Annotated in this window: 10 protein-coding genes; 8 read left to right on the plus strand and 2 right to left on the minus strand. The window is 75.1% G+C overall.

The window, feature by feature from the left end; genetic code table 11:
- Window positions 1-97: 97 nt before the first annotated feature.
- On the plus strand, window positions 98-1,924 hold the full coding sequence (locus KSE_RS04900; RefSeq protein ID WP_014134164.1) for a hypothetical protein: 1,827 nt from the start codon (window positions 98-100) through the stop codon (window positions 1,922-1,924).
- An 86-nt stretch (window positions 1,925-2,010) separates the two neighbouring features.
- Window positions 2,011-2,727 (plus strand): hypothetical protein, encoded by a 717-nt coding sequence (locus tag KSE_RS04905; protein WP_197540700.1) that lies wholly within the window; start codon window positions 2,011-2,013, stop codon window positions 2,725-2,727.
- A 214-nt stretch (window positions 2,728-2,941) separates the two neighbouring features.
- Here the strand turns inward: KSE_RS04905 and KSE_RS04910 are convergent, their stop codons facing one another.
- Window positions 2,942-3,913 (minus strand): acetylxylan esterase, encoded by a 972-nt coding sequence (locus tag KSE_RS04910; RefSeq protein ID WP_014134166.1) that lies wholly within the window; start codon window positions 3,911-3,913, stop codon window positions 2,942-2,944.
- An 82-nt stretch (window positions 3,914-3,995) separates the two neighbouring features.
- Window positions 3,996-4,787 carry a FadR/GntR family transcriptional regulator gene (locus KSE_RS04915; RefSeq protein WP_014134167.1) on the minus strand — a complete coding sequence of 264 codons (792 nt, stop codon included), beginning with the start codon at window positions 4,785-4,787 and terminating at the stop codon, window positions 3,996-3,998.
- Window positions 4,788-5,020: 233 nt separating this feature from the next.
- On the opposite strand from KSE_RS04915, the gene KSE_RS04920 reads away from it, so the two are divergent.
- From KSE_RS04920 to KSE_RS04945, 6 genes are all read left to right on the plus strand, one after another.
- Complete coding sequence (locus KSE_RS04920; protein WP_014134168.1) at window positions 5,021-6,631, plus strand: ABC transporter substrate-binding protein; 1,611 nt, start codon at window positions 5,021-5,023, stop codon at window positions 6,629-6,631.
- Between the two features lie 87 nt (window positions 6,632-6,718).
- Window positions 6,719-7,669, plus strand: coding sequence for an ABC transporter permease (locus KSE_RS04925; RefSeq protein WP_014134169.1), 951 nt, complete (start codon window positions 6,719-6,721; stop codon window positions 7,667-7,669).
- 3 nt (window positions 7,670-7,672) lie between these two features.
- Complete coding sequence (locus tag KSE_RS04930) at window positions 7,673-9,619, plus strand: dipeptide/oligopeptide/nickel ABC transporter permease/ATP-binding protein (protein ID WP_014134170.1); 1,947 nt, start codon at window positions 7,673-7,675, stop codon at window positions 9,617-9,619.
- Entirely contained in the window at window positions 9,616-10,599 is a 984-nt protein-coding gene (locus KSE_RS04935; RefSeq protein WP_014134171.1) for an oligopeptide/dipeptide ABC transporter ATP-binding protein, read from the plus strand. Before KSE_RS04930 ends, KSE_RS04935 begins: the two co-directional genes overlap by 4 nt.
- Window positions 10,596-11,519 (plus strand): dihydrodipicolinate synthase family protein, encoded by a 924-nt coding sequence (locus KSE_RS04940; RefSeq protein ID WP_014134172.1) that lies wholly within the window; start codon window positions 10,596-10,598, stop codon window positions 11,517-11,519. Before KSE_RS04935 ends, KSE_RS04940 begins: the two co-directional genes overlap by 4 nt.
- 239 nt (window positions 11,520-11,758) lie before the next feature.
- Window positions 11,759-12,646, plus strand: coding sequence for an ROK family protein (locus tag KSE_RS04945; protein WP_014134173.1), 888 nt, complete (start codon window positions 11,759-11,761; stop codon window positions 12,644-12,646).
- Window positions 12,647-12,680: the final 34 nt, after the last annotated feature.

The raw sequence follows: 12,680 nt of genomic DNA on the forward strand, positions 1-12,680 counted from the left end.
AGGCCGCCCCGGCGGCGTCCGGCCCGGGCTAGGGTCGTTGGCCATTGCACCCGTCCGCATCGGCGCGCGCGGGGCAGGCGTGGAGGGAGCACCGCCGATGGCCCGGCACGACCAGGACGGCCAGGACGGCCAGGACGACCGGGACGAGCCGTACGGCCGGGGGGACCCGTACGGCCGGTACGACGTGATGGCGCTCGACGTGACGGGGACGGTGCACGGCCACCGGAGCGACCGCGAGCGGCCCGACGTGGCCGCGATGGGCGCGTTCGGCGACCGGCACGGGGCCGGGTACGTGCAGGTCGACCACGAGGACGGGCAGATGGTGTTCGCCCGCGACGGCGGCGGCCGCTGGCACCTGCTGTCCGACCACGCCGACCGGCACGCCTCCGGGGAGCTGGTGCTCTGGTTCGACCTGCTGCACCACTACCCCGCCCCGGGCCGCGACGACCCCGGCCACCCGCTGGCCGGGGAACCCGACCCGGGCGGGCGCGGCGAACTGGAGCGGACCGAGGCGCTGCGGCTGGTCGCCGAGCGGATCGCGGCGACCGGCGCCGGGCAGCCGGTGGACGCACTGGTCGCCGAGCGCTTCCCCGGCGGCTGGCACGTGCACGACCCGGCCCGGACGGACGGCCGCGGCTCGGCGTTCCTGGTCGGCGACCTGGGCCGGATCCGGGAGGCCGCGACCTCGCTGCCGCCCGCCGTGCTGCGGGAACGCTTCCGCGCCGAGGAGGCGTTCCTCCGCCGGACGCCGGAGCGGGAGGCGCTGCGGGACGAGGAGGCCGACCTGTGGGAGGCCGCCACCCGGCCGCCGGGCGCCCCGCCCGCCCCGTCCCGCGCGGCGCGACGGCCCGCCGAGACCACCCTGATCAAACAGGCCGCCGGGCTGCTCGACCCGATCGTGCAGCAGCTCGCCGGGCTCGGCCCGAAGGGCTGGGAGAGCCTCACCGCCGTCTTCTCCTGCACCGTCGGCGCCGAGACCGCCCGGCTGGCCTTCCGGCGCGGCCGCCGGGAGACCGTGGTGCGCGTCCCGGAGAAGCTGCTGGTGCTGGTCCGCCGCCAGCGCCACCTGGCTGCCCGGACCGCCGAGGGGCCCTGGTACCGGCTGCTGGTGGAGGCCGACGCGGAACTCGGCTCCGGCGGCGCGCTGGTCGACTACGACCTCGGCGAGGAACCGCTGCCGGACGAGGACCTGCTGGCCGCCGTGCACTACCGCGAGGACCTGTTCGCCTACCCGCGCCCGGCCGTCCCCGCCTGGCTGACCCGCCACCTGGCCGCCGAGCCGCCGGTATCGGTGCCGTCGCCGGTGCCGGTACTTGAGGCACCCGCGCCCGTGGTGGACGTCAAGCACGCGTGGAAGCGGCTGTACGCCGACGGCGGGCGGATCGCGTACGGCGAGGAGTCGATCGCGCTCGCCGACGTCGAATGGGTCTGCTACCCGGTCTCCCGGACCGTCACCCGCCGTTTCCTCGGCCCGAGTTCGTACACCACCACGTACGGGTTCGGGGTCGGGCCGGCCGGCCGCGCGCTCGGCGACCTGCGGTTCACCACCTTCCGGAAGAACGCCGAGCCGCCGCGGGAGTGGACCGCGCTGGTCGACCTGGTCCGCAGGGAGGTCGAACCCCGGCTGCTGGAGCGGCACTTCGAGGTGGTCGCGGCCGGCGGGGCGGTGTCGATCGGCGCGCTGCGGCTGGACCGGGAGGGCGCGAGCGCGAAGACCGGCAGCGGTCGGAAGACCACCGAACGGGAGCTGCCCTGGGGCGAGTTGGCCCCCGTACGGGTGGCGGATGGCTTCGTGTCGCTGTACCGGGCGGGCGGGGGCCCGGAGCCGGTGTTCCAGGTGCCGCTGGGGCGCGGCAACGCGGTGCTGCTGCCCGCCCTCCTCCCGGCGCTGGCCCGGCTGTTCACCGGTCGGCCGCTCGACTGACGGCTCCGGCGGCCCGCTCACCGGACTCCGGCGCACTCCCGGAAACGCGCTGGCCGGGGCGGCGGAACGCGTGCTGTACTCGGCGGATGGCGGACAGCGGCGACGGTGGTGGCGGCAGCGGTGACGGCGGTGGCGGCGGGCGGATGCGGCTGCGGCTGCGGGTGAGCAGTCGGCCGGTGTCCACCGGCATGCGCCTCGGCCAGGTGCTGGACACCGGGCCGATGCTGAGCCGCACTTTCTTCCACCCGCCCGACCCGCACGTCGCGTTCCTGTACGTGAGCCGGGCCGACCTGCTGCGCCTCGGCGCGCTGTTCCGGCTCGCCGCGACCAGCCCGCGCAGCGCGCTGCACGTCCCGGCGCCGCCGGGCCCCGGCCCGCTGGAGGCCAGGACCACCTCCCTGCTGGTGGCCCGGGAGGACACCGGCCTGCGCCCGTCCGACTGGCCGGCCCTCCGCCGGGCCGCGCGTCACGCCGCCGCCCCGCTGACGGTCACCGCCCCGGCCCCGCGCCCCGCCGACCGTCCGGACGCCGTCCGCCGGCTGGCCGACCGCCACCCGGCCCGCTTCGCCGAGCACGCCGGCACGTCCTTCGTCCTGGCCCGGCCCGAACTCCTCTTCTGGATGGGCGACTCGCTGACCGAGGCCGGCGAGTCCGTCGCCACCGACCCCGGCGTCCACCGCCGCGGCGAGAGCTACCGGGACGACTGGGTCGGCTTCTTCGACCCGGACCGCACCGACGACCCGATGCACGCCCTGTGCGTCGTCGCCGCCGACCCGCTCTTCCACCGCTCCGGCCGGCCGTAGCCGCCCGGGTCCGCCGTCCGGGGTCGGGACGTGCAGGGTCTCGGTGGGCATGGGTGTCTCCTGTCGTCGGTCCGACCCGTGCTCCTGGTGCTCCTGGTACTCCTGGTGGTCGGACGCGACGGAGGAGGGGCCCGCGCCGCGGCGCGCTCCCCTGCCTCGAAGGACGGGCCGGTGCGGACGGTTCTCCCGACCGGTCGGCGAAGCGGCCTGCCGGTCAGCCGATCCGTTCGCGCAGCCAGGCCAGCTTGGCCGCCAGGTGGACTTCGCCGCCGCCCTCGTGGCCGTTGAACTCGTAGACGCGCAGCGCCTTCTCGCCGGGGTGGGCGTGGTAGGCGGCGAAGCAGCCGGAGGGCGGGCAGATCGGGTCCATCATCGCGATGGAGAAGAGGGCCGGGGCCTGGATCCGGGTGGCCAGCAGGGCGGCGTCGAAGTAGGCGAGGGTGGCGAAGGCGCGGGTGGTGCGGTCGCGGTGCAGGCGCAGGTACTCGGCGATCTCGGTGAACGGGGGCTGCGGGGCGGTGCGGACGCCGCGCGGGAAGTCGCAGAGGAAGGGGACGTCGGGCAGGACGCCGGCCAGCGGGCCGTCCGTGAGCGCGGCGACGGCGAGGGAGATGCCGCCGCCCTGGCTGATGCCGGTGACGGCGATCCGGGCGGGGTCGACCTGCGGGAGGGTGCGGGCGGCGGCCAGGAAGCGGACGGCGTCGGTGTAGACCCGGCGGTAGTAGTAGTCGTCGGGGTGGTCGAGCCCGCGGGTGAGGAATCCGGGTACGGCGCCCGCGAGTTGCGGGGCGGGGTCGTGGGTGCGGCCGGGGGCGGCGGACCAGCCCTGGCCGCGGGTGTCCATCACCAGGTGGGCGTAGCCGGCGCAGGCGTAGGTGAGGTTCTCGTGCGGGAGTCCGGCGCCGCGGCCGTAGCCGAGGTACTCGACCACGCAGCCGAGCGGCCGGTCGGCTCCGGCGGGGAGGTGGAGGCGGCCGTGGACGGGGTGGCCGCCGAAGCCGGGGACGGTGAGTGCGTAGGTGTCCACCAGGGTCAGGCCGTTGGGGACGGGGGTGAGGGCGGGGCGTTCGACGGCGGGGCCGGCTTCGGCGAGGGTGCGGTGCCAGAAGGCGTCCAGGTCGGCGGGCTCGGGGAGGTGGGGGCGGTAGGCCAGGCACTCGTCGAGGGTGAGGTCGGTGAGCGGCACGGGTGTTCTCCGGAGGGGCGCGGTGGCGGGAGCACCCGGATCGTAGGTCAGACATCAGACGTCTGTCGACCTGCCGGAGAGTTCAGGCCCGGTTGGCGACGGCCTCCGCGCGGGCGGCCGCGATCCGGCGGCGGACCGGGACGTAGTGCCGGCGGACGGCCTCGGTGAAGCGGCGGGCGTCGCCGATCCGGAGCGCCTCGACCATGGCGCGGTGGGCCTCGACGGTGTCGGCCTCGTCCTGCGCGGTGACGATGTTCAGGTGCGGGGCGACCACCGCGTGCACCTCCCAGCAGGCCGAGGAGAGCTGGGCGACCAGCTCGTTGGCGAGCGGCTGCAGCAGCAGCGCGTGGAAGCTCCGGTCGGTCGCCACGATGTCCCGGCCGAGCCGCAGCCGCTGCTCCATCTCGCCGACCAGGTCGGCGAGTTGTTCCAGGTGGACGGGCAGCAGGGCGTCGATGATCCGCCCGGCCATGGCGCGCTCGAACAGCTCGCGGACGTCGACCAGGTCGGAGAGCACCCGGAAGTCGTCGTCCGGGCTGAGCAGCCCGCGGAAGCTGAGGCTCTCCACCAGGGCGGAGAGGCTGAGCCGGCCGACGAAGGTGCCGTGCCCGTGCCGGACCTGGACGATGTCCAGCGCGTCGAGCACCTTGACCGCCTCGCGGACGCTGGAGCGGCCGGCGCCGAAGAGCTCGCACAGCTCGCCCTCGCTGGGCAGCGGGTCGCCCGGCCGCAGCCGGCTCCGCAGGATGTACCCCTTGATCTGCTCGACCACCGACGGCTTCACCGGGCCGGGGTCGGCGCGGAACGCCCAGGTCGGCGGGGTGGCCCGACCGGTGGGCCCGTTGCCGAATCGTGAACCTGCGGTGGTCGTCATCCCTTGACCCTCCCCTGTGGCGGCGGCTACGTTCACACCCTAACAGCTCAGACATCAGATGTCTGATGACGGATGAGCTGCCCTCCACTCGCACCGCACCGCCCGGGATTCCGACCCGGCACCCCGCCCGCGGCCCCCTGTCAGGGCCCGGGCCGACACCCCTCGCGGGGCCCGCCCGTTCGGGCCCGCGCACCGACAGCCCCTCACTCCGCCCTCCCCCACAAGGAGTTCCCGTGCTGGAACGGACGTCCAAGGAAGTCGACCGCCGCGGCTTCCTGCGCCTGGTCGGCGCCCTCACCACCGCCACCGCGATCGCCGGTTCGGTCGCCGCCTGCGGCGGCCCGTCGTCCACGGCCGCGGGCTCCGCCGCCGGCGGTGACGCCAAGGGCGGCAACGACGGCACCATCGAGGCCGGCATCTCGTACGCGCTGTCCACCGGCTTCGACCCGATGACCTCCTCGGGCGCCACCCCGGTCGCCGCCAACCTGCACGTCTTCGAGGGCCTGGTCGACCTCGACCCGGCCAGCCGCGCGCCGTACGCGGCGCTGGCCACCGCGCTGCCGGAGCAGGTCGACGACACCACCTGGCGGGCCCGGCTGCGCTCCGGCGCGACCTTCCACGACGGCTCGCCGGTCACCGCCGAGGACGTGGTGTTCTCCTTCACCCGGATCCTCGACCCGGCCAACTCCTCGCTGATCGTGCAGTTCCTGCCGTTCCTGGACACCGTCACGGCGGTGGGCGCCGACACCGTCGAGTTCCGGCTGAAGTACGCGTTCCCGCTGTTCGCGACCCGGATCTCGGTGGTCAAGGTCGTCCCGAAGAAGGTCGTCGAGGCCGACCAGAAGGCGTTCGACGCCAAGCCGACCGGCTCCGGCCCGTACCGGGTGGTCGAGGCGACCCGGCAGGACAAGATCGTCTTCCAGCGGCACGACGCCTACAACGGCCCGCGCCCGGCCAAGGCCGCGTCCATGGTGTGGCGGCTGACCTCGGACCCGACCGCGCGGGTCTCCTCACTGGTGTCGGGCCGGGTGCGGGCGATCGAGGACGTGCCGTACGTCGACGTGGCCGGGCTGAAGGGCAAGGCCGTCACCGAGTCGGTGGAGAGCTTCGGCAACCTGTTCCTGATGTTCAACTTCGCCCGCAAGCCGTTCGACGACAAGCGGGTCCGCCAGGCGCTGCACTACGCGCTGGACGTCGAGAAGATCGTCACCACCGCGATGTACGGCAACGGCATCGCCTCCACCAGCTACCTGCAGCCCAGCCACCCCGACTACCACCAGGCGGCCACCGTCTACCGGCACGACCCGGAGAAGGCCAAGGCACTGCTCGCCGAGGCCGGCGCGGGCGGCCTGGCGGTCACCCTGCTGACCACCAACACCGGCTGGGTGAACGACATCGCGCCGCTGATCAAGGAGAGCTGGGACGCGGTCGGGGTGAAGACCACGCTCGACATCGGCGACTCCTCCGGCCAGTACAAGAAGGTGGACGCGGGCGACTTCGGCGTGATGGCCGCGCCCGGCGACCCCTCGGTGTTCGGCAACGACGTCGACCTGCTGCTGCGCTGGTTCTACGGCGCGGGCGTGTGGACCACCAAGCGCTTCCGCTGGGCGGGCTCGCCCGAGGACGAGCAGGTCCGCGGCCTGCTCGACCAGGCCGCCGGGACGGCGGACCCGGCGGCCCGCACCGCGCTGTGGAACCAGGCGATCGACCTGGTCGCCGAACAGGCCGTGCTCTACCCGGTGGTGCACCGCAAACTGCCCACCGCGTGGAACGACCAGAAGCTGACCGGCTTCAAGCCGCTGCCCACCACCGGCCTGTCCTTCCTCGGCGTCTCCGCCGCGTAGCCGGCGCGCCCGCTCGACGGGCGCCGGGGCCCGGACCGCCGCTCCGGGCCGGGCCCCGGCGCCGCCCCTCCTGAACTAGGACTCCTCATGCTCGTATTCCTCCGGCTCGCGCTGCGGCGGCTCGCGATGCTGCCGGTGATGGTCCTCGGCGTGACCCTGCTGGTCTTCGTGGTGCTGCAGTTCTCGCCCGCCGACCCGGCGTACAACGCCCTCGGTGACGGCGCCTCCGAGCAGGCCAGGCAGGCGTTCGCCGCCGCCAACGGCCTGGACGACCCGCTGCCGGTGCGCTACGTCCGCTTCCTCGGCGACCTGCTGCACGGCGACCTCGGCCTGACCGTGCCGCCCAGCGGGCCGGTCGCCGACCGGATCGCCACCGCGTTCCCGCTGACCCTCCAACTCACCCTGCTGGGACTGGCGATCGCGATCGTCCTCGCGCTCGCGCTGGGCGTCACCGGCGCGCTGTACCGCGACCGCTGGCCCGACCAGCTGACCCGGGTGCTGTCGATCTCCGGCGTGGCGATCCCGTCGTTCTGGCTCGGCATCGTGCTGATCCAGGAACTGGCCCTGAACCGCTCGCTGCTGCCGACCGGCGGGTACGTCAACCCGGCCGACTCGCTGGGCGGCTGGCTGGAGACGATGATCCTGCCGGCGGTCTCGCTGGCGATCCCGGTGGCCGCCGGACTGGCCCGGCTGGTGCGCACCGCGATGGTCGCCGAGCTGGACCGCGACTACGTCCGCACCGCGACCGGCAACGGCCTGCCGCGGGCCGTGGTGATCCGCGGCGTGCTGCGCAACGCGCTGGTGACCCCGCTGACGGTGCTGGGCCTGCGGGTCGGCTACCTGCTGTCCGGCGCCGTCGTGATCGAGACCATCTTCGACCTGCCCGGCATGGGCAAGCTGATCCTCGAGGGCGTCACCGGCGGCGACGTCGCCCTGGTGCAGGGCACGGTGCTGACCATCGCGGTGGTCTTCCTGGCCGTGAACGTCCTCGTCGACCTGCTCGTCCTGCTCGTCAACCCCCGCGTCAGGACGGTGTGACCCATGCGTATCGGACTCCTGCGCTCGCTGGCCCGGCCCGGCATCGCCTTCCGTCGGCTGCCGACCGCCTCCCGGATCGCCCTCGGCGTGCTGCTGGTGGTGCTGTTCGCCGCCGCCCTCGGCCCGCTGTTCACCCAGGACCCGCTGGCCACCGGCCTGCCGGTCCAACCCCCCAGCGGCGCCCACTGGTTCGGCACCGACCGGGCCGGGCGCGACGTGTTCGCCCGGGTGGTCGGCGGCGCCCGCTACTCGCTGGTGATCGGCCTCGGCGCGACCCTGGTCGCGCTGCTGCTCGGCAGCGTGCTGGGCGCGTTCGCCGCGACCTCCCGGAAGGCCGGCGACGAGGGCGTGATGCGCACCCTCGACGTGGTGATGGCCTTCCCGCCGATCGCGCTGGCCGCCGTGCTGGTGACCATCTTCGGCACCAGCGTGCCGATCCTGGTGTGCACCATCGCCTTCGTCTACGTGCCGATGCTGACCCGCGTCGTGCGCGCCAACGTCCAGTCGCAGTACGGCGAGGACTACGTGGCCGCCGAGCAGGTGATCGGCGCCCGGCGCGGCTGGATCGTGCTGCGGCACGTCGCCGTCAACTGCGCCGCGCCGGTCGCGGTGTTCGCCACCGTGCTGGTCGCCGAGGCGATCATCTTCGAGGCCAGCCTGTCCTTCCTCGGCGCCGGCGTGCAGCAGCCCAACCCGAGCTGGGGCAACGTGCTGGCGTACGGGCAGCAGATCCTGCTGGCCGGTGGCTGGTGGGCGACGCTCTTCCCCGGTCTGGCGATCCTGGTCACCGTGCTGGCGCTGAACGTGCTCGCCGAGGGGCTCACCGACGCGACCGCCTCGCCCGCCAAGTCCGTTCCGGTGCAGGGCGGTTCGGAGCCCGCCGCGGTCGCCGTCGAGCCCGAGGACGCCCGGGTCCCGGCCGCGCTGGCGGTGCTCGCCGAGCGGATCGCCGCCCGGCCCGCCCCGGTGGCGCCCGTCCCGGCGGACGCGCCCGAGCTGCTGGCGGTGCGCGACCTGTCGATCCGGTTCCCCGAGCGGTACGGCGAGGTGGCCGTCGTCGACGGCCTGTCCTTCACCGTCCGGGAGGGCGAGACCCTGGGCCTGGTCGGCGAGTCGGGCTGCGGCAAGTCGATCACCTCGCTCGCCGTGATGGGCCTGCTGGCCCGGGGCGCCGAGGTCTCCGGCCGGATCGAGTACCGCGGCCGCGACCTGCTCACCCTGGACGCCGGGGAGCGCCGCGCGCTGGCCGGACCCGAGATCGCCATGGTCTACCAGGACGCGCTCTCCTCGCTCAACCCGTCCGTGCTGGTCGGCCGGCAACTGCGCCAACTCACCTCGCGCGGCGGCACCAAGAGCCCCGCCGAACTGCTCGAACTGGTCGGCCTCTCCCCCGACCGCACCCTGCGCTCCTACCCGCACGAGCTCTCCGGCGGCCAGCGCCAGCGCGTCCTGATCGCCATGGCGCTCTCCCGCGACCCGAAGCTGCTGATCGCCGACGAGCCGACCACCGCGCTGGACGTCACCGTGCAGGCCCAGGTCGTCGAACTGCTGGTCCGGCTGCGCGAGGAGCTCGGCTTCGCCATGGTGCTGGTCTCCCACGACCTCGCCCTGGTCGGCGACCTGGCCCACCGGGTGGCCGTCATGTACGCCGGACAGCTCGCCGAACTCGGCGACACCGACGCCCTGTTGACCGACCCGGCGCACCACTACACCCGCGGCCTGCTCGGCTCGGTGGTCTCCCTGGAGGCCGGCGCGGAGCGGCTGCACCAGATCCGCGGCGTGGTGCCCGCCCCGCAGCGCTTCAACGCCGGCTGCCGGTTCGCCGGCCGCTGCGCCGCCGCCACCGAACTGTGCCGCACCACCCCGCCGCAGGCCGCCGACCGCACCGCCGGGCACGCCTTCGCCTGCCACCACCCGGCGGCCGCCCGCCTCGAAGGGAGCCTGCGATGACCACTCCGGTACTGACCTTGAGCGGTGTGCACGTCCGCCACCGGGCCCGCGGCGGCGGGCTGTTCAAGCGGGACGCGGTGCACGCCCTGACCGACGCCGACCTCACCGTCGGCCGGGGCGAGATCCTCGGCCTGGTCGGCGAGTCCGGTTGCGGGAAGTCCACCCTGGCACGGGTGCTGACCGGACTCCAGCGCCCCACCGAGGGCACCGTCGCCTTCCGCGGCGAGGACCTGTGGGCGCTGCCCGCCGCCCGCCGCCGGAGCGAATTCGGCTCCAGCGTCGGCATGGTGTTCCAGGACGCCTCCACCGCGCTCAACCCGCGGCTGCCGATCGGCCGGATCCTGCGCGACCCGCTGGACGTCCACCGGCGCGGCACCCCGGCCGAACGCGACGCCCGCGTCGAGGAGTTGCTCGACCTGGTCGGCCTGCCCGGCCACGTGGTGCGCAACCTGCCCGGCCAACTCTCCGGCGGCCAGCGCCAACGCGTCGCGATCGCACGGGCGCTGGCCCTGGAACCGGAGATCGTCGTCGCCGACGAGCCGACCAGCGCGCTGGACGTCTCGGTCCGCGCCCAGGTCCTCAACCTGCTGGTCGACCTGCGCGAACGCCTGGGCCTGGGCATGGTGTTCATCTCGCACGACATCCAGACCGTGCGCTACCTGGCCGACCGCCTCGCCGTGCTCTACCTCGGCCGGGTGGTCGAGGAGGGCCGCGCCGAACGGGTCGCCGCCGCGCCCGCCCACCCGTACACCCGGGCCCTGCTCTCCGCCACCCCCAGCCTGCTGGAGGACACCGAGCGGATCGTCCTGCACGGGCCCGTCCCCTCCGCCACCAACCCGCCCTCCGGCTGCCCCTTCCGCACCCGCTGCTGGAAGGCCGACGACGCCTGCGCCACCGCCTTCCCCGCCGCCGACGGCGACGACACCCGGAGCTGGCACTGCGTCCACCCCGAGACCACCCCCGCAAGGAGCACCTCATGACCGCCCGCCGCCCCGCCTTCTCCGGCGTCGTCCCGCCCGTCGTCACCCCGCTGACCGCCGACGGCGAGATCGACACCGCCTCGCTGGAACGCCTGGTCGGCTTCCTGCTGGAGGGCGGCGTGGACGGCCTGTTCGCGCTCGGCAGCTCCAGCGAGACCGCCTACCTGACCGAGGCCCAGCGCACTCGCGTCCTGGAGGTGGTGGTCGGCGCGAACGCCGGCCAGGTGCCGGTGATCGCCGGCTGCATCGAGACCACCACCAACCGGGTGATCGAACGGGCCCTGATCTCACGGCAGTCGGGCGCGGACGCGGTGGTCGCCACCGCGCCGTTCTACACCCGCACCCACCCCGTGGAGATCGAGCGGCACTTCCGCGAGATCGCGGCGGCCGCCGAACTCCCGCTGTTCGCCTACGACATCCCGGTCTGCGTGCACAACAAGCTGGACACCGGCATGCTGCTGCGACTGGCCGCGGACGGCGTGCTGGCCGGCGTCAAGGACTCCTCCGGCGACGACGTGGCCTTCCGCTACCTCTGCCTGGGAGCACGGCAGTTGCCCGACTTCGCGGTCCTCACCGGCCACGAGGTGGTGGTCGACGGCGCGCTGCTCGGCGGCGCGGACGGCGTCGTCCCCGGCCTCGGCAACGTCGACCCGCACGGCTACCGCCGCCTCGCCGACCACGCCGCCGCCGGCGACTGGACCGCCGCCGCCGCCGAACAGGACCGGCTGGCCCGGCTGTTCGAGATCGTCACCGTCGCCAAGGACACCTCCGGCACCGCCGCCGGCCTCGGCGCGTTCAAGACCGCGCTGATGCTGCGCGGCATCATCGCCACCAACGCGATGAGCACCCCCATGGCCCCGTACGACACCGAACAGACCGCCGCCGTCGCCGCCCTGCTCGACCGGGCCGGGCTGCGGTGAGGCTCGCCGTGGCACCCTCCTCCGGCGGCGGTCCGGCGGGATCCGGGCCGGCGGGATCCGAGCGGGCGGGCTGCGATACGACGGGATCCGGTGGGACGGCGGGCGGTTCGGATGGCGTAACGCCGCTGCACGGCACGCGCGTTGGGCCTGTCGTTCCGGCCGGCCCGGTCACCGCCGGCCCGGTCGTCGCCGGCCCGGTCACCGCCGGCCCGGTCACCGCCGGCCCGGTCGTCGCCGGGGTGGACGTCGGCGGAACGAAGACCTCCGCCGCGCTGGTCGGGCCGGACGGCGCGGTCGGGCCGGTGGTCACCGTGCCCACGCCCGCCGCCGAGGGCCCGGCCGCCGTACTGGCGGCGGTCGCCGGAGCGGTGCGGGCGCTGGGCGGCGATCCGGTCGCGGTCGGGGTCGGCAGCGCCGGGGTGATCGACCCGGGGCGCGGGTGCGTGCTCTCCGCGACCGACGCGATGCCGGGCTGGGCGGGCACCGAACTCCGTTCCCGGCTGGGCGAGTTGCTCGGACTGCCGGTCGCCGTCGACAACGACGTGCACGCGCACGCCCTCGGCGAGGCGTGGACGGGGGCCGCCCGCGACGCCCGCTGCGTCCTGCTGGTGGCCGTCGGGACGGGCGTCGGCGGCTCGCTGCTGATCGACGGCCGGGTCCACCACGGCGCCCGGCAGGTCGCCGGGCACCTCGGCCACCTCGCCGTCCCGGACGCCACCGGCCTGCCCTGCACCTGCGGCGGCACCGGCCACGTCGAGGCGGTCGCCGCCGGGCCCGCCCTGCAGGCCGCGTACCGCCGCGCGGGCGGCTCCCCGGACGCTCCCGACCTGCGGGCCGTCGCCGCCCGCGCCGCGCAGGGCGACCCGCCGGCCGCCGACGTCCTGGCCACCGGCGCCCGCGCCCTGGGCCGGGCGGTCGGCGGCCTCGCCAACGTCCTCGACCCGGACCTGGTCCTGATCGGCGGCGGCGTCGCCCACTGCGGCCCCGCCTGGTGGGACCCGCTGCGCGCCGCCTTCGCCGCCGAACTCCTCCCCCCGCTCGGCGAACTCCGGCTCACCCCCTGCGCCTTGGGGCCCACCGCCGCGATCGTCGGCGCGGCCCGGCTGGCCTGGCAGCAGCTGCGCTGACCCCCGCCGGGCGGCGCCTCCCGCCGGGCCCCTC

This window comes from Kitasatospora setae KM-6054, assembly GCF_000269985.1.
Taxonomy (GTDB): domain Bacteria; phylum Actinomycetota; class Actinomycetes; order Streptomycetales; family Streptomycetaceae; genus Kitasatospora; species Kitasatospora setae.